This window comes from Candidatus Firestonebacteria bacterium RIFOXYD2_FULL_39_29 (genome assembly GCA_001778375.1).
Taxonomy (GTDB): Bacteria; Oederibacteriota; D2-FULL-39-29; order D2-FULL-39-29; family D2-FULL-39-29; genus D2-FULL-39-29.
On sequence record MFGV01000064.1, the window covers coordinates 1 to 17,068 of the forward strand.

Here is a 17,068-nt window from a genome sequence, read left to right on the forward strand (position 1 = left end):
GTATAATTATTAACACGGGTCACAAAAGAATAAAATCCTTGATTTTTCAGTGCAAAAGTTATGGCTTAATTTGCTTGTTGCGGAATCGCTGATTTCGGGCCATTTGAATTGACAAAATCCTCTTATTTTGAGATAATTAATAACTAATTAACATAATGAAAAATGCTTTGTTTTTCGGATAAAACTTAAAAACTAATAAAATTTTTTAAAGGAGACGAAGAATGGGTAAAACGTATAATGTAGCACTGCTTGGCGGGGATGGGACAGGACCGGAGGTATTGGCGGAAGGTGTTAAAGTTGTAAATGAAGCCGCAAATAAGTATGGGTTCAAACTTAACTATATAAAATATGATTTTGGCGCGGAACGTTATTTAAAGACAGGGGAAGCGCTTCCTGATTCTGCGATTGAGGAGTTTAAAAAGAGCGATGTAATGTATCTTGGTGCTATCGGGCATCCTGATGTAAAGCCTGGAATACTTGAGCTTGGAATTCTCTTGAAAATAAGATTTAAGCTTGATCAGTATATTAACCTCCGGCCTGTAAAGCTTTTCCCTAATGTTGAAACACCGCTCAAGGATAAGAAACCGGAAGATATCGATTTTGTGGTTATCAGGGAAAATTCCGGCGGTATCTATACGGGTATAGGCGGAGCGACCATGATCGGCACACAAAATGAAATAGCCACCCAGGTTATGACTTACTCACGGCCCATTGTTGACAGATGTATGAAATATGCTTATGAGCTTACAAGAAAAAGAAACAGTAAGAAAAAAATGCTGACACTTGTCCATAAATCAAATGTTCTGACTCATTGCGGGGATCTATGGGTGCGTTCTCACAAAGAGATGGGTGACAGAGATTACAAAGATATCAAACAGGATTATAATCATGTGGATGCGACTACTATGTGGTTCGTAAAGCAGCCTGAATATTATGATGTTATCGTTACGGAAAACCTCTTTGGAGATATCATTACGGACCTTGCCGCTATCATTCAGGGCGGTCTTGGTGTTGCGGCGGGCGGTAATATAAATCCTGAAGGGCTTTCGATGTTCGAACCTATGGGCGGAAGCGCGCCAAAGTATACCGGAAAAAATGTTATTAATCCTATCGCTGCTGTTATGGCAGGCAGCTTAATGCTGAATGATCTGGGCGAAGAAAAAGCAGGCAAGGCCGTTGAAAATGCGGTAATGGCTGCTCTTCAAACCGGAAAATTAAAAAGCATGGCTGCGGGCAGAATGGGAATGGGGACAAGAGAAGTCGGAGACTTGATAGCATCCAAGGTCAAATAGAAAAATAAAATTCGAAACTCGAAGCTCGAAACAAATTCGAATAAGAAAAAAGAAATAGGACCATAGCGTGTGTTTTTGTTTTAGAATTTGCTTCTTTTTGGTTTTTCGGATTTCGAATTTAGTGCTTCGAATTTAATAAGTTGTGCAGTCTGAACCGAAAGAGTTAAATCAATATCGTGTAGTTACCGTTTGCAACGGAGGGTGTATGGAGCTTAAAATAGGTCTTCCTGCCGGGAGTTTGCAGGAGTCAACCATTAAGATGTTTAAGAAAGCCGGGTGGAATATTTCCCTTGGCAGCCGGTCGTATGTTCCAAAGATAGACGATCCGGAACTTGTTGCCAGATTTATCCGCGCGCAGGAGATTCCCCGTTATGTGGAATCCGGAAAACTTGATTTTGGCTTGACCGGCGCGGATTGGGTTGCGGAAAATAACGCTGACGTTGTAGAAGTTTCAAAACTTATTTATGCGAAACGTGGCCGCACTTCTGTTAAATGGGTTATTGCCGTGCCTAATGATTCCAAGATAAATTCCGTTAAGGATTTGAAAGGCAAAAGAATCGCAACTGAACTGGTAAATGTTACCGGTAAATATTTAAAGGCTAACGGTGTGAAGGCCGAGGTGGAATTTTCCTGGGGAGCGACGGAGGCGAAACCGCCGGAGCTTGTGGATGCAGTAGTAGAACTTACGGAAACTGGTTCTTCCCTTCGTGCCAATAACCTTAGAATCATCGGCACTATAATGGAATCTGCCACTGTAATAATTGCCAATAAAGAGGCCTTTAAGAAAAAAGATGTAAGAAAAAAGATAGAGGCTATTGCCATGCTCCTTCAGGGGGCACTTGAAGCTGAAACAAAAGTTGGGCTTAAGATGAATCTTCCAAAATCGAAGCTTGAGAAAATCACTTCGGAGCTTCCGGCGTTGAAAAAGCCTACTATTTCCGCTCTCTCTGATCCGGGTTGGGTTGCAATAGAGGTGATTATTGACGAAAGTATTGTCAGAAGTATAATTCCGATGCTTAAAGAACATGGCGCGGAAGGGATAATTGAGTACCCTTTAAACAAAGTCGTTTACTAAAATGAAAAATCTGTGTCCTCCAGATCATTTTTTTGGAGAGATCTCGCCAAAGTGTTTGGCAGACCATCTGTTTTTTTTATCCATGCCCGCCAGTCTTTATGAAGGGTATGTCATCAGACAGAGGCCTTTTACATCGGGAATAATCAGGCGTAAATTATGAGAGTAACCTCGCTTAAACATCTGCCCAAGTTAAAACCCTCTGTTTTATGCAGTATACTAATTTTTATCTGTGTCATCTGTTTTTCTTATCTTTGTCATCAGGCAGAGGTTTTCATAGTTAGGAATAGGTTATCATTAATATGAGAATAACTTCACTAAAACATCTGCCCAATATTCAAGCTTCTGTCGTGACCTTGGGTGTTTTTGACGGGGTTCACCTTGCCCACCGAAAGATAATAAAAAAAACTATAGCTGAAGCAAAACACCTTAAGGCAAAGAGCATTGTAATTACTTTTGAAAAACATCCGAAGAAGACCACGCACAAAAAGGCCCCGCTGATACTTACCACCACGACAAAGAAAATAGACCTCATAAGAAAACTGGGCGTTGATATACTTGTGCTTGTTGATTTTAATAAGAAATTTGCCTCAATTCCGGCTAGGTCCTTTATTGAGAACATTCTGGTAAGAAAATTAAAAGTGAGAAAAGTAGTTGTTGGTCATGATTATGGCTTTGGCAAAGGCAAAGAAGGGAATGCAAAGCTTCTAAAAAATGAAGGCAAACGATTTGGTTTTAAAACACTGGTTACGGCCCCGGTGTTAATTAATAATAAAATAATATCAAGTACGAGAATTAGAAGTGCAGTCCGTTCCGGAGATATTTCCACTGCAAAAAAATATTTAGGGCGTGATTATTCGGTTATAGGAAAAGTAGAACAGGGAAAGAAGCTCGGAAGAACTTTTGGATTTCCGACTGCTAATTTAAATTGTTTTAATGAAGTTGTTCCCAAAGAAGGCGTTTATGCCGTGAGAATCCGGATGAACGGAAAGAATTACAAAGGTGCCTGTAGTATTACCAGCCCGACCTTTGACCGGCCGGATAAACCCGCAAAACCCGAAGTATTTATATTTAATTTCAAAAAGAACATCTATAATAAAGTAATGGAAGTGTACTTCATAAAAAAAATACGGGGAAGTAGAAAATTTAATAATATTCCTGCATTGGTAAAACAAATAAACAGAGATATCGCAGTAATAAAGAAATTAATTAAATAGAAACTAAAAACAAGTTGTATCCTCGGATTGCGTCTTCATTTATGATATTTCTTTTCATTATCAGTGTTATCAGACCATTACATGTCTTGACTATGACCACTGCATAGGGTAAAATATACCAATGTTTGTTTGTGCATAAAAAGCACATGTTTTAGTTCATTGTAAGAACGTTTTTATCAGTGGAATCGTTCTTCAAAAGGATATAATGTCTAAGAAAAAAGGACTGTTACAAAAGGTTTTTGGCAAGGTTATTACGATTATGGTTGTTCCACATAATGAAAACAGGATGTTCCAGTTTCGCATTCCTGTTTTAATTGCTGTTTGTCTGTTTGGAGCTTTTATTACCCTTGTAACCTATTCTATATTGATTGTTCAAGATAATATCGATTATAAAAAATCGAAAGCCTCAGTTCTCGAAACTAAAGAAAAAGTTGCGATAATCAATGAGGAGTATAACCGGATTCAATTAAGAGTTCAGAAATTCAGAGAAGAAGAAAAAAAGCTCCGGGAGATGGTTGGTCTTAAAAACAAAAAGGCGTTAGTGGAAAATAGCGGGGTTGGCGGTCCGACAAAGAGCGATCAAAACCTCTTGGATAGTATTTTAAGCTCTGACGTGGGAAAAGAAGATATTAAAAAGTCTCTTCGCGATTTGCAGACGGAAATAGAGGAACAGATGGAAAGCTTTGATGAGGTTAAAAAATATGTTTCTACGCTTACCTCTATCTGGGCAGCTTCTCCGAAAGGTATGCCTGTTGCAGGCTATGTAAGTTCAAAATATGGTTTCAGAAAATCTGTCTTTGATTCAACAAATGATAATCTCTATGACGGAGAGAAAAAAGAACGTCATGCAGGTGTGGATATTGCAAACAGAGTAGGTACAATTATCAGGGTTACTGCTCCCGGAAAAGTGGTTTTTACCGGAAAACTTGGCGGATATGGTCTCTTGGTTATTGTGGATCATGGTTATGGCTTCTCTACAAGGTATGGACATTGCAGTAAGATAACGGTAAAAAAAGGTGACAAAGTAAAATCAGGTGATGCTGTAGCTCTAATAGGTATGACCGGTAATACGACAGGTCCTCATGTTCATTATGAAATCCGCAGGTATGGCAATACGGTTGATCCGGCAAGCGTGGACCGCGATTTCTACACCAGAAGATAAATCAGGTCGAAAGGGCGCATGGCTCAGTTGGTTAGAGTGCCGCCTTCACACGGCGGAGGTCATAGGTTCGAATCCTATTGCGCCCACCAGAAATTTTCTGAGGAAAATTTCTAGAGCAATCGAAAATAGAAAATCGAAAGTAGATTGTGGTGGTATAATTAAATTATAAGAATAGTTAAGCCATTAGTGTCGATTGTGTTCTATTGCTCCATTGTTCTATTTTCCGTGAAATCAAAATACTTTTATATGTTTTTGAAATTTCGTACCGCGTACTTATCAAAGATTAACTTCGTACCTTGTGCTTTGTAGTTTGTACTTTTTCAAAAAGGCAGATTAAATTGACAAAAATAGAGCTGTTTTTTAGACGTGCCCTTGTTCTTTTGATCCTTGGCGGAATAATATTTTTTATTATAAAAGTTTTCTTATTTCTATTTCCTGCCGAAGAAATGGTAATTGATGTTCCTCTTACTCCTGCCAAAGCGGTAGCACTTACTTTTGATGACGGACCTCATCCTGAGTTTACTCTGAAACTTTTAGAGATTTTAGATAAGAATGATGTGAAAGCGACTTTCTTTGTGGTAGGAAAACAGATTAAAAAATATCCCGAATTCTTGCGGGAAATACAAAAACGAGGTCATGAAATAGGTAATCATACTTTCAATCATCCGCTGCTTACCACTCTGGATAGAACAGGAGTAATCAACGAATTGGAGTTGAACAAAATTGAAATAAAAAAAGAAACAGGGATGGAGGTCAATATATTTCGTCCGCCTTCAGGGCGTTATGATGAAAAAGTATTGGAAGCTGCATTAAGTAAAGGTTTTATTCCTGTGCTTTGGTCAGTTTCGGGATCTGATTATGGATCGACAGATCCAAAAGTTGTTATGAATAATGTCCTCTCCGCTGTTAGAAATGGAGATATTATCCTTCTTCATAGCGGTGTGGAAGCAACTTTAAAGGCGTTGCCGGAAATAATAGCTGAAATTAAAAAGAGGTGCTTTGAATTTAAGACGGTCACTCAAATGCTGAAAACAGATAAAGTGCCAAAGAAAATATACATATATAAAAATAATGAGCCGGTAGCCGGAGATAGAAGATAGGGATGATTGAAAAATATAGTAAAACAAAAGGGCCTGGTTTCTGGTACTGGGTTTTCTCTAATGGTTATATCTGATTTAATACCGCGCATTTTTGGCTGTGTAAGATGTTTTATTTTCAACTATCGTTAATATATCGAGATAAACCTAGCCCCAAGTACCTAGCACCTGAAACCTGCATTTTTGTTATTTGTTCTTTTCTATCAGCTTTTTTAGTTCTTCTCCGAAGCTGCCAAAATAAACTACATTTCCTTTTTTGTCAATAAGTACATTTGCGGGAATGCCCTGTACTTCGTAAGCTCGTGCGACCTCACCTTTGTCATCAAGTAGAATTGAATAGTTGGTTTTGTTTTTATCTGTAAAAGATTTTACTTTTGCCGGAGTTTCCTGGATGTTTACTCCAAAAATCTCCAGATTATTATCTTTGTACTGCTCTTTAAGTTTTATAAGTTCCGGTATCTCCTGCCTGCAGTAAACACACCAGGTAGTCCAGAAAACAAGCAATACTGTTTTCTTATCTTTAAATTCATTAAGCGAAACATCTTTTCCGTTTAGATCTTTAATCGTAAAATTTGGAGCTGCTTGACTACCGACCTTTTGTCCGCTTGCGGTCGAAGCTTCTACTGACGTAGTTTCATTTGCCGGTTTTTTCCCCATACCAAGAGAGAGAACAGAGAGAGCAAGAACTGCTAAAAATAACTTTTTCATGTAAAGCCTCCTTTTATAAAACGATTCCACAGATTGCAGATCTTTCGGATTCCACTGATAAATATATCCTACAATCTTAGTCCTATAGAGAAACTAGTTTCTATTCTTTCTTTACTTACTTCTTTTGCTTCCCGGGCTTTCTTTATAAAGCAAGATATGCCTGATATGTAAAATATAGTCCAAGAATAATCATTCCTATGCCCATAAATTTTCTGATTTTGCCCATCCACTGCCCTGCTTTTGGCAGAGCCATTAATAATCCCGAGAATGTGCCGACTATAAGGAGTAGTACTCCCATTCCCATTGAAAAAGTGAAAAGCAAAGTTCCTCCAAAAAAAACATTATGGCTTTTTGCTACATAAGCTAATGCTACTAAAAGTACCGCGCCTGCGCAAGGTCCGATGACAAGTCCTGAGATTAGTCCCAGAAAGAATATTTTGACAAAACCAGAGCCGACTCTTTTCCCTGCCAGATTTGTTAAGGATGACGGCATTCTGATCTCGTAGAGATCAAACATTGACAGAGCCAGTACGATACAGACTATTCCCATAAGCAAATTCGGCCATATGCTTGTTTGGAACTGTCCGAAGACCGAACCTGCTGTCAAAGCGACGATTATTCCCAGAGTAGTATAAGTAACGGCAATACCGAGCACATATATTACGGAAAGAAAGAACCCTTTGAGTTTTGAACCTCCTGCATGAGTAGAGATAAAGGTGACTGTAACGGGAAGCATGGTGTAGATACAGGGTTCAAAACTTGTTAAAATACCTGCTAAAAAAATCAAAATATAAGCGAGAAAGAAATCATTTTGTAAAGCCATCTTTAAGCTATCTGCCAGTTGATTAATTGTTTCTGTCATGCATTTTTATCGATAAAAGCTCTTAAATCATTTTCCGTCAGGTATCCTATATTTCTCGCTTTTTCGATTCCTCCTTTAAAAAGAATGAGAGTCGGAATTGCAAGAACTCCGTACTCTGTAGCTATTTTTAAGTTTTTAGAAGCATCTGTCCAGAAAAAATTTACCTTATTTTTGTAATCGTTAGATATTTTCTCGGCTACCGGCCAAAGTCTTTTACAGGAAGGGCACCACTCGGACTTAAAAAGTACCAGCGCCAGGCCTGTATCCTTCTTTATATTCTCTGCGAATTTTGTATCTTCAGTCTCTATGAAAGTTGACATCATTTCTCCTTAATCAAAGCCTGTAACAATATATCATTATAATACTCTATTGTCAAAAGCAATGTATGACATTTATCACATTCTATGGAATCAAACCGGATATTATGGTAAAATAGCTGAAAAATTAGGAGGTGCTATGTCTATAAAATTTGATTTTAATGGTTTACTTGATTTTAACGTTGGAAAGAACCATGGAGTTAGCAAAAAAGAGCTGCAAAATTATGCAAAGCAGGCCAAAGCGGCTTATACTCATCTTTCAAAATTATTTGCGAACAAAGAAACAAGGGTAAGACTGTCTCTTGAATGGTTTAACCTGCCCAATCAGGATAAGAAACTAATAAATGAAATACAAATATTTGGAAGTGAGATCGCAACAAAATATGAAAATGTTATTTTTCTTGGAATTGGAGGCTCTTACCTTGGGCTAAAAGCGGCGCAAGATGCCCTTCTGTTTCCTTATTATAATGAATTTGCCGGAGTCAGAAAGAAAAGATCCAGAGTATATTTTGAAGGTAATAATCTGGATCCGGAGACTCTCTCTGTTTTACTCTCTAATCTTAATCCAAAAAAGACTTTTATTATTTGTATCTCAAAATCAGGTGAAACTTCTGAGACAAAAGCAGCTTTTGAAATTACTTTAAATTGGCTAAAGAAAGGTGTTGGAAAATATTATGGCAGGCAGGTATTTGCTATTACGGATCCAAAATCGGGAACACTAAGAAAGAAGGTAAATGAAGCAAACAGTAAGGATAAACTTTCCTTCAAGAGCCTTCCTCTTCTGGAAGGAGTAGGCGGGAGGTTTTCTGAATTTAACATGGGATTGCTCCATCTGGCAATTATTGGTATAAAACTTAAAGATGTTTTAGGCGGGGCCGCAGCTATGGCTAAACGTTGTATGAAATCGGATTTGAAACGAAATCCTGCAGTTATGTATGCGCTGCTTCATGTAATATTGTATAAAGAAAAAGGAATGGGAGTTTCAGTGCTTATGCCTTTTTCTGAACAATTAAAATCTACCGCAGATTGGTATATACAGTTATTGGCAGAAAGTACAGGTAAAAAATTTGAAAGAAAAGTAGTTTTTGAAAAAGGTATAGAGAAATGGGTAAACGGGGATAATGTCTTGAATATTGGGCGTACTCCTGTTTCAGCCAGAGGTACCAATGACCTTCATTCTATACAACAAAATAATATTGAAGGCGAAAATAATAAAGTACTGACGTTTATTAAGGTAAACAAGTTCAAGAACGATATGGTAATTCCGGATACAAAAGATTTTCTTGCAGGGAAGAAATATAGCAGGCTTTTGTCTGTTGCTCAAGAAGGTACCGAATGGGCTTTGACCAGGGAAAATCGTCCCTCCTGTAAAATTACTATACCTGAGATAAATGCTTATAGCTGGGGAGAATTGCTGTTTTTCTTCGAGATGGCCACTACCTACGAAGGCGAACTTTTAAATATAAATGCCTTTAATCAGCCCGGCGTGGAAAGCTATAAAAACTATATGTATTACAAGCTAAAAAAGCCAGGCGTAAAGAAAGAAATTGCTGAAGAGATAGAAGGGAATCCGGTACAAAAGAAACGGAAGTTTCTGCTATAAGTTTACTGTTTACAGTGTACAGTTTACCGTAAGAGATTAAAATTTCGTTATAAATTTTGGGAAAAAATAAAAAGAGACAAGCAACTTTATAAGCACTTGTCTCTTTTTTTTGTTAGATTACTTCTTTGTCATCGGTTTACCACAGCAATTTCCCGGCTTGGTACTGGTTTTGCCGCATGCCGCACATTTGTATGTTGTACAATTTGATTCGCTTCCACCGCAACATGAACATCCGCCCATATTTATTTCCTCCTTTTACTGAAGTTAAATAATTCCTAAATTATTTTAGTATGTTTAGTGGAAAATAAATATGACAAATATCATGTTAAGGAAAATTTCAAATCTGACGACCATCATAGAAATAAATATTAAAATATTGTTAATATGTATTGTAATCTAATGATTATTGATGTAAAATACTGATAAGAGTAGCAAGGAGGTCCTTCATGTCTGCGGTTAAAATTAAAGAAGGGGTTTACTGGGTCGGTGCAGTAGATTGGAATGCTAGAAGTTTTCACGGTCACACCTATAATACCAAAAGAGGAACCACCTACAATTCGTATCTCGTCGTTGATGAAAAAATTGCCCTCATAGATTCTGTTTATGCTCCCTTCACTAAAGAATTACTTTCAAATATACGTGAAATTATTCCACTTGAGCAAATTGATTATATGGTGGTCAATCATGTGGAAGGTGATCATTCCGGTGCTGTTCCAGAAATCTTAAAATACTGTCCTAAAGCTAAAGTAATTGGCACGGAAAAATGTAAAACAGGAATGAACAGGCATTATTACGGAAATTGGGACTGGCAAACTGTAAAAACGGGAGATAAAATTTCTCTAGGCAAGAATACTCTTACTTTTGTTGAAGCACCGATGCTACATTGGCCGGATAGCATGTTTACCTATATTCCGGAGCTGGAGCTTCTTATGCCAAACGATGCATTTGGCCAGCATATCAGTACTTCAAAAAGATTTGATGATGAAATTGATCAATGCGGGCTCATGGATGAAGCGGCAGCTTACTATGCCAATATTCTTCTTCCGTTTAGCCCTTTAGTAATAAGGAAGATAGAAGAAGTGGTCAAAATGGGTATAAAAATCAGTATGATTGCCCCAAGTCACGGAATTATCTGGCGAAAAGATCCTATGAAAATTATAAATGCCTATGTTAAATGGGCAAAAAATGAAACTGCATCAAAGGTAGTTATTGCTTACGAAACTATGTGGAAATCAACGGAAATAATGGCTAAAACTATAGGTGATGGTATTGCTTCAACGGGTGTGGAAGTTGTAATTGCCAATGTCTCTGAAGTTGATAAAACTAATGTCATTAAGGAAATGATGGATGCCAAAGGTTATCTTATAGGTTCTTCTACCCATGGTAATGATATGCTCCCTAACATAGCGGGTTTCCTTGCTTTTCTTAAAGATATGAAACCCAAAGGGAGGGTCGGTGCGGCTTTTGGTTCTTATGGCTGGGGAGGAGGCGCGGCAAAAAGTATAGAAGATGTGCTTACTTCATCCGGTGTTGAGATAGTGAAACCTCTGATTCAATGCCAGTTTGTACCTGACAAAGAAGAGATGAAAAAGCTGTTTGAGTATGGTGTAGAGTTCTCGAAGAAAATAAAAACTGTCTGATACGGATGTTAAGGAGTTTTCATATTATGAAAAAATATCTTTGTACAGTGTGTGGTTATATCTATGATCCGGCCAAAGGAGACCCTGACGGAAAAGTAGCTCCGGGAACTCCTTTTGAACAAATTCCTGACACATGGGTTTGCCCTCAATGCGGTGTAAAAAAAGAAATGTTTGAAGAAGTAAAGTAAAAAGAAAGGTGCTGGGTCCTCCAATGTTTTGGAGAGATTTCGCCTAAGGGCGGATTACGAGTAACGAGTAACGGGAAAAAGAAAAATCCGAAACTCGCCACCCGCGATCTAACACCATAGAATTATATTAATGGTTGAGCTTGATTTATTGCAGGGGGTTTTGCCAAAGGAGGATACAACAGTGGCAAAGAAAGCGAAAAAGGCATCAAAGAAGAAAGCGAAAAAAGGAAAGAAGAAATAGGATAGTTTATATTAAGCCTCTTGAAAAAGAGGCTTGGGACTAATAGATTTAAATACAGGTTCTGGGTGTCGGGCGCTAGAGACTGGGAAAGAAAAAAGAATAAATGCAGGTTGAGCGAAGCCAAAAAATAGGACGACAAAACTTTGCGAAATCCGCCTAGGCGGATGCTGGGTTAAAGATTGGATGTTTGGGGTTTTTAAAAGTATAGGAAAGTATAGATAAAGATGGAGAGCTTTTCAGATTCTAGTTCATTGGTACCATATCTTGAATCCGTTGAATCCTGTAGTTTTGCAATCAGTGGAATCTTTTTCTGGAGAGGTTGGTATGAACATTGACGGTGTGTACGAGCTTATAATTATAGGCGGAGGTCCTGCGGGTGTTACTGCTTCTGTCTATGCGGCAAGAAAACAAATTGATTTTCTCCTTCTGGCCGGAGATATAGGCGGTCAGGCGGCCTGGAGCGGGGATATCGAGAATTACACTGGCTATCAGTTCGTGACCGGTACTGAACTTACTCTCAAATTTGAAGAACACCTCCGGAAGTATAAATTTCCCATAAAAGAGACTGAGAAAGTTATTAATATTTTCAAAGAGGCGAATATCATAACGGTGAAGACGGGAAAAGGGGAGTACCTTTCAAAAACCCTGATAATTGCTTCCGGCAAAAGAAGTTTGGAACTTAACGTGCCGGGTGAAAAAGAGCTTAAAAACCGCGGGGTTGCCTATTGTGCCACCTGCGACGGACCGCTTTTCTCAGGAAAAGATGTGGCAGTGATCGGCGGCGGTAACTCAGCGCTGGATGCGGCTCTTCAGTTTACTAAAATTGCCAGAAAAGTTTATATGATAAACAACACTCCGGTTCTCGGTGGTGACAAGGTGATGCGGGACAAGTTAAAAGAAGCTGCCAATGTCAGTATCATCAACGGCGCAAAAGTTGAAAAAATTTTAGGTGAAAAAGTTGTCTCCGGTATTGTGATAAATAAAAACGGAGTAAGTGAAAATATCTCCGTTCAAGGCATTTTTGTTGAGATAGGGCTAATACCTAATTCGGAGTTTGCAGGTATCCTTGAGAAAAATAGATTAAGTGAAATAAAAGTAAATAATTCCTGCGAGACAAATATTTCCGGAATTTTTGCAGCGGGTGATGTTACGGATGTACCGGAAAAACAGATCATAATAGCTGCCGGAGACGGAGCGAAAGCAACGCTGTCAGCTTTTAAATTTCTAATGAGAAACTGAGTAAAATCAATCACTAAGATCAAAGCGCTAAGCACTAAATTTAAGGAAGTTTATAATATAAATACAATGATTTTGTTTAGAATTTAGAATTTTGATCTTAGTTATTGCTTTGTATGGGGGTTTTATGAAAAAAGTTTATCTTGATAACGCTGCTTGTACTCCTCTGGATCCCCGGGTTTTTGAGGTTATGAAGCCGTATTTTGTGGAAGAGTATGGGAACCCTTCTACTATTCATTCCTATGGTTCTCTGCCCAGAGAAGGAATGGAGAAAGCCAGAGAACAGGTCGCGGTGCTTCTGAATACAAAGCCGGATTATATATTCTTTACTTCTAACGGATCTGAAGCCAATAATATGGCAATTAAAGGTGTTTGTTTTGCAAATCAGGCCAGAGGAAAACATATAATTGTTTCTGAAATTGAGCATTTTTCTGTTTTGCAATCCGTCAAGTCAATGGAAAAACAGGGCTTTACCGTAACCCAGTTGAAAGTAGGAACTGACGGTATAATAAAAAAAGATGAACTTGAAAAGCTTATAAAAGATGAAACCGTATTTGTTTCCATCATGCTTGCCAATCATGAAATAGGGACGATCGAGCCGATTTCTGAGGTGGCGGCGATTTTGAAGAAAGTCAATGCAGAAAGGTCTTTGCGGAAGATTCAGCCTGTTTACTTTCACACTGATGCCGTTGCGGCTGCAGGGGTTATACCTATAGATGTTGAAGCTCTCGGCGTTGATCTTCTTTCTATGGCTTCGAGTTCCTTCTATGGGCCTAAAGGTGCAGCCGTACTATATATAAAGAAGGGTGTTCGTATTAATCCCTTGATAGATGGTGGTATTCAAGAAGGCGGAAGGAGAGCAGGGCTTGAGAACGTACCTGCAATTGTAGGAATGGGAAAAGCGGCGGAACTTGCAAAATCAGAGATGGCTGAACGTAATAAGAAAATGGAACCTTTAAGAGATCTTATGGTTGAACTGATTTTAAAAAACATACCGCAGGTGCGTTTGAACGGTGATGCAAGAAGACGTCTTCCCGGAAATGTTAATGTTTCCGTTGAGTTCATAGAAGGTGAGTCAATGTTGATGTGGCTTGATGATGTCGGAATTGCAGCCTCGTCAGGCTCTGCCTGTACTTCCAAAGCGCTTAAGGCATCGCATGTTTTGCTTTCAATCGGAGTCCCTCAGGAAGTATGCCACGGTTCAATGCTCTTTTCCCTCGGAAAAGATATTACTAAAACAGAAATAGAGTTTGCTGCGGAAGAATTTACCAAGATAGTAAAAAAGTTGCGTGAAATGTCTCCGCTCTACAAAAATTCCTAAGGAATTTTTGTAGAGAGTTTATAAGGTTCATAAGGTTTTTAATGTTTGTAAAGTAAAAGAGAATGTTATTATGGCAACTTTTGTTGATTTGGAAGGACAGTGTGTTTGTCAAAATAATATTATACAAAGATTTTAGACCTTAAACTTTAAAAACCTTGCAAACTTTATGAACTTGGATATTCGGAGGATATTTATGTCTGACAAAATTGATAAAATGACTCTCATCCTATTCTCGGGAGAGCTCGATAAAGCCCTGGCTTGCTTTACTCTGGCAACAACTGCGGCAGCTATGGGATTTGAAGTTACGATATTTTTTACTTTTTGGGGTCTTAATGTTTTGAAAAAAGGCGGAATTTCTACGGTAAAGAAGAGTTTTTTACAAAAGATGTTCTGGTTCCTTAACAAAGGTACTAAAGAAAAGCTTCCTCTTACAAAGTTTAATTTTGCAGGTGCAGGTCCTGAAATGATGAAGATACTTATGAAACAAAAAAAAATGGCTTCCCTCCCCGATATGATGGCATCTGCAAGGGAGATGAAAGTAAAATATATCGCCTGCACCACTTCGTGCGGAGTGATGGGCGTCGATAGAACAGACTTGATAGACGAAGTCGATGAAATGGCAGGAGCGGCAACATATTTAGCGGAAGCAAAAGGGTCGAATGTTAATCTGTTCATCTGAAATGCAATGACTAAGTACTAATTGACTAGTGACTATTTAAAGTGCGATGACAAGAAACCGTCATCGTGAAATTCGAAGTTTCGAAAAATACAGCGGCATCTTTTTGCCGCTTTCAATAAATAGTCACTAGTCATTAGTAATTAGTACTTTATTTTAAGGAGTTTTATGGATAACATTAAAGTAGATAAAGAACTTGACTGTCTCGGTCTTTACTGCCCTGTACCTATTATGAAAACGGCGCAAATGATCAAGAATATGAACAGCGGGGAAGTTCTTGAAATAACTGCGGACGATATAGGTGTTTTAAAGGATATACCGGCATGGGCTAAAACTACGGGGAATGAATTTCTAGGAAGCAAGAGTGAAGGTGATGTGCATAAGGTGTACGTAAGGAAAAAAAATAAATAAAGGTTCTAGGCTCTGGGTTTTAGGGGCTAGGTTTATATTAAGGAGTTGTTAAAATTAATAACACATTAATTTAGAACGTTAGTAACGTGAGCAACATGGAACGTGTAACAATTTAAAGTGCTAACAGGAAAAACATGATCAACGATGTCGAAATTGCCATAGCAGGTGCGGCCGGACAGGGTATGCAATCGATTTCATTTACCCTGGGGAAAACTTTTACCCGTCAGGGGTTCTTTGTTTATGTTTATCATGATTTGATGTCCCGGATTCGGGGCGGATTAAATGCTTCGATACTTCGCGTAAAAAACGCACCAACTAACTCGATCTCTTATACATTTGATATTCTTGTGGCTTTAGATCGTGATGCCGTGCTTGGAAATTTAAAAAAACTTAAAGAAGGCGGTGTAGTTATTTATGACGGGGAGAAAATAATATTTGAAGAAAAGGAATCCTGTTTCTTCCCGGTTCCGCTTGAAAGGCTGGCTCTCGAAGCCGGAAAAGACAAGATAATGATCAACTCTGTAGCGACAGGTGCGGTACTGGCGCTGTTAAAATGGGATGCGGCGGTTTGTAATGATGTGATTAAGGAATTATTTTCGGGAAAGGGCGAAGAAGTAATTACAAATAATATTAATGCGGTGAGAGCCGGATATGATTTTGTTGCCGCCAATTCAGGAGCAATGTCTTTTGAATTAATAACTCCGCTTGCTTCCAGAAAAAGGCTTTTTATGACCGGAAGCGAATCTCTTGCTATTGCGTCAATTGCCTCCGGTGTAAAATTTTACGCGGGTTACCCGATGTCTCCGTCCACGGCCGTAATGGAATATATTGCAGCCGGAGCAAATGATTACAAAATAATTTACGAACAGTCAGAGGATGAAATAGCTGCCATAAATATGGTGATTGGAGCTTCATATGGAGGGGTCCGCGCTCTGACTGCTACAAGCGGCGGCGGTTTTGCCCTTATGACAGAGGGTATTTCATTGGCAGGAATGACGGAAACTCCGGTTGTTGTGATACTGACACAGCGTCCCGGTCCCGCCACAGGATTTCCTACGCGGACAGAACAGGGAGATTTAAAATTTGCTATGAACGCCGGGCATGGTGAGTTTGCTAGAATAATATTGGCTCCACGTACGGCAACAGAAAGCTTTTATATCATGAGCCGCGCTTTTAATCTTGCTGAAGAGTATCAGGTTCCTGTTATTATTCTGACAGACCAGTGTTTTAATGATTCTAGTTATACAATTAATGCGGCTGATATGGTGATAGAACCGATTAACAGGGGTAATTTAAATTTCAAATGGCCGGAAGATAAATATTCCTATAAAAGATATTCTCTGAATGAATCCGGAGTTTCACCGAGATTGGTACCGGGTTGTCCCGGTCAGATAATCTGCGATGACTCCGATGAGCATACCGAGGAAGGTCATATAAGCGAGCATCCCGGTCTTAGAGAAAAAATGGTGGAAAAGAGGCTTTACAAGCTTGGAGAAATAGCTGCAGAAATAAAACAACCGATATATATAGGCAATAATGCTCCTTCTTTGCTCTTGATAGGATGGGGTTCTACATACGGAGCGATAAAAGAAACAGCGGATTTTATGAATGAAAAAGGTGTGCCTGCTGCAATGCTTCATTTTTCGGAGATCTGGCCCTTGCCGGAATTAAAACTTCCATGCGAGTTGAATCGTATAAAAAAGATTGTTGCCGTGGAAGGAAATGCTACTGCACAGTTTGCGAGTTTGTTTTCTGCTCATACCGGAGTAAAGATAGAAGAAAAAATATTAAGGTATGACGGTAGACCGCTTACGGCGGAATATATTATTAAAAGACTGTAAAGCAATGACTAAATACTATTGACTAGTGACTATTTAAGGTATGATGGCAAAGAACCGCCATCATAATAGTTATAAAAATATTAAAAATAAATGCAGCGGTGGTTATTTACCGCTTTCAATAAATTGTCATTAGTCAGTAGTAATTAGTAATTCAGACTGTGTCGCAATTAAATTACTAACATGA

At 38.6% G+C, this 17,068-nt stretch carries 16 protein-coding genes and 1 tRNA gene; 14 read left to right on the plus strand and 3 right to left on the minus strand.

The window, feature by feature from the left end; translation table 11 throughout:
• The first annotated feature begins 221 nt into the window (after positions 1 to 221).
• From A2536_10475 to A2536_10500, 6 genes are all read left to right on the plus strand, one after another.
• The gene (locus A2536_10475) at positions 222 to 1,292 is read left to right on the plus strand and encodes a 3-isopropylmalate dehydrogenase (GenBank protein ID OGF45414.1); all 1,071 of its coding nucleotides are present in this window, start codon (positions 222 to 224) and stop codon (positions 1,290 to 1,292) included.
• Positions 1,293 to 1,497: 205 nt separating this feature from the next.
• A complete protein-coding gene (locus A2536_10480; GenBank protein OGF45415.1) occupies positions 1,498 to 2,367 on the plus strand; it encodes an ATP phosphoribosyltransferase in 870 nt (289 codons plus the stop codon).
• A gap of 299 nt (positions 2,368 to 2,666) precedes the next feature.
• Positions 2,667 to 3,581, plus strand: coding sequence for a riboflavin biosynthesis protein RibF (locus tag A2536_10485; GenBank protein OGF45416.1), 915 nt, complete (start codon positions 2,667 to 2,669; stop codon positions 3,579 to 3,581).
• 205 nt (positions 3,582 to 3,786) lie between these two features.
• Positions 3,787 to 4,743, plus strand: a complete 957-nt coding sequence (locus A2536_10490) for a hypothetical protein (GenBank protein ID OGF45417.1) — start codon at positions 3,787 to 3,789, stop codon at positions 4,741 to 4,743.
• 12 nt (positions 4,744 to 4,755) lie between these two features.
• A tRNA-Val gene (locus tag A2536_10495) sits at positions 4,756 to 4,832 on the plus strand.
• 249 nt (positions 4,833 to 5,081) lie between these two features.
• On the plus strand, positions 5,082 to 5,843 hold the full coding sequence (locus A2536_10500) for a hypothetical protein (protein ID OGF45418.1): 762 nt from the start codon (positions 5,082 to 5,084) through the stop codon (positions 5,841 to 5,843).
• Between the two features lie 183 nt (positions 5,844 to 6,026).
• On the opposite strand, the gene A2536_10505 is transcribed toward A2536_10500, so the two are convergent.
• The 3 genes from A2536_10505 to A2536_10515 all read right to left on the minus strand — a co-directional run bounded on the left by A2536_10505 (position 6,027) and on the right by A2536_10515 (position 7,733).
• Positions 6,027 to 6,497, minus strand: coding sequence for a hypothetical protein (locus tag A2536_10505; protein OGF45428.1), 471 nt, complete (start codon positions 6,495 to 6,497; stop codon positions 6,027 to 6,029).
• A 193-nt stretch (positions 6,498 to 6,690) separates the two neighbouring features.
• Positions 6,691 to 7,410: a hypothetical protein gene (locus A2536_10510; GenBank protein ID OGF45419.1), complete on the minus strand. Its 720-nt coding sequence runs from the start codon at positions 7,408 to 7,410 to the stop codon at positions 6,691 to 6,693.
• Positions 7,407 to 7,733 (minus strand): hypothetical protein, encoded by a 327-nt coding sequence (locus A2536_10515; GenBank protein ID OGF45420.1) that lies wholly within the window; start codon positions 7,731 to 7,733, stop codon positions 7,407 to 7,409. Before A2536_10515 ends, A2536_10510 begins: the two co-directional genes overlap by 4 nt.
• Before the next feature lie 133 nt (positions 7,734 to 7,866).
• Here A2536_10515 and A2536_10520 point away from each other — a divergent pair, with 133 nt between their 5' ends.
• The 8 genes from A2536_10520 to A2536_10555 all read left to right on the plus strand — a co-directional run bounded on the left by A2536_10520 (position 7,867) and on the right by A2536_10555 (position 16,884).
• Positions 7,867 to 9,330, plus strand: a complete 1,464-nt coding sequence (locus tag A2536_10520; protein OGF45421.1) for a hypothetical protein — start codon at positions 7,867 to 7,869, stop codon at positions 9,328 to 9,330.
• Positions 9,331 to 9,776: 446 nt separating this feature from the next.
• Positions 9,777 to 10,970, plus strand: coding sequence for an MBL fold metallo-hydrolase (locus A2536_10525; GenBank protein OGF45422.1), 1,194 nt, complete (start codon positions 9,777 to 9,779; stop codon positions 10,968 to 10,970).
• A gap of 26 nt (positions 10,971 to 10,996) precedes the next feature.
• On the plus strand, positions 10,997 to 11,158 hold the full coding sequence (locus tag A2536_10530; GenBank protein ID OGF45423.1) for a rubredoxin: 162 nt from the start codon (positions 10,997 to 10,999) through the stop codon (positions 11,156 to 11,158).
• A gap of 580 nt (positions 11,159 to 11,738) precedes the next feature.
• On the plus strand, positions 11,739 to 12,638 hold the full coding sequence (locus A2536_10535; protein OGF45429.1) for a hypothetical protein: 900 nt from the start codon (positions 11,739 to 11,741) through the stop codon (positions 12,636 to 12,638).
• Between the two features lie 124 nt (positions 12,639 to 12,762).
• Positions 12,763 to 13,956, plus strand: coding sequence for a cysteine desulfurase NifS (locus A2536_10540; GenBank protein ID OGF45424.1), 1,194 nt, complete (start codon positions 12,763 to 12,765; stop codon positions 13,954 to 13,956).
• A gap of 193 nt (positions 13,957 to 14,149) precedes the next feature.
• Positions 14,150 to 14,635: a hypothetical protein gene (locus A2536_10545; GenBank protein ID OGF45425.1), complete on the plus strand. Its 486-nt coding sequence runs from the start codon at positions 14,150 to 14,152 to the stop codon at positions 14,633 to 14,635.
• A 165-nt stretch (positions 14,636 to 14,800) separates the two neighbouring features.
• The gene (locus A2536_10550; GenBank protein ID OGF45426.1) at positions 14,801 to 15,043 is read left to right on the plus strand and encodes a SirA family protein; all 243 of its coding nucleotides are present in this window, start codon (positions 14,801 to 14,803) and stop codon (positions 15,041 to 15,043) included.
• 134 nt (positions 15,044 to 15,177) lie between these two features.
• The gene (locus A2536_10555) at positions 15,178 to 16,884 is read left to right on the plus strand and encodes a hypothetical protein (GenBank protein ID OGF45427.1); all 1,707 of its coding nucleotides are present in this window, start codon (positions 15,178 to 15,180) and stop codon (positions 16,882 to 16,884) included.
• Positions 16,885 to 17,068: the final 184 nt, after the last annotated feature.

Bases quoted from the DNA above. Each gene is read 5' to 3' on its own strand.
- A2536_10515 (OGF45420.1), bottom strand. From the start codon at position 7,733: ATGATGTCAACTTTCATAGAGACTGAAGATACAAAATTCGCAGAGAAT.
- A2536_10490 (OGF45417.1), top strand. From the start codon at position 3,787: ATGTCTAAGAAAAAAGGACTGTTACAAAAGGTTTTTGGCAAGGTTATT.
- A2536_10530 (OGF45423.1), top strand. From the start codon at position 10,997: ATGAAAAAATATCTTTGTACAGTGTGTGGTTATATCTATGATCCGGCC.
- A2536_10550 (OGF45426.1), top strand. From the start codon at position 14,801: ATGGATAACATTAAAGTAGATAAAGAACTTGACTGTCTCGGTCTTTAC.
- A2536_10510 (OGF45419.1), bottom strand. From the start codon at position 7,410: ATGACAGAAACAATTAATCAACTGGCAGATAGCTTAAAGATGGCTTTA.
- A2536_10540 (OGF45424.1), top strand. From the start codon at position 12,763: ATGAAAAAAGTTTATCTTGATAACGCTGCTTGTACTCCTCTGGATCCC.
- A2536_10520 (OGF45421.1), top strand. From the start codon at position 7,867: ATGTCTATAAAATTTGATTTTAATGGTTTACTTGATTTTAACGTTGGA.
- A2536_10505 (OGF45428.1), bottom strand. From the start codon at position 6,497: ATGGGGAAAAAACCGGCAAATGAAACTACGTCAGTAGAAGCTTCGACC.
- A2536_10485 (OGF45416.1), top strand. From the start codon at position 2,667: ATGAGAATAACTTCACTAAAACATCTGCCCAATATTCAAGCTTCTGTC.
- A2536_10545 (OGF45425.1), top strand. From the start codon at position 14,150: ATGTCTGACAAAATTGATAAAATGACTCTCATCCTATTCTCGGGAGAG.
- A2536_10555 (OGF45427.1), top strand. From the start codon at position 15,178: ATGATCAACGATGTCGAAATTGCCATAGCAGGTGCGGCCGGACAGGGT.
- A2536_10525 (OGF45422.1), top strand. From the start codon at position 9,777: ATGTCTGCGGTTAAAATTAAAGAAGGGGTTTACTGGGTCGGTGCAGTA.
- A2536_10475 (OGF45414.1), top strand. From the start codon at position 222: ATGGGTAAAACGTATAATGTAGCACTGCTTGGCGGGGATGGGACAGGA.
- A2536_10480 (OGF45415.1), top strand. From the start codon at position 1,498: ATGGAGCTTAAAATAGGTCTTCCTGCCGGGAGTTTGCAGGAGTCAACC.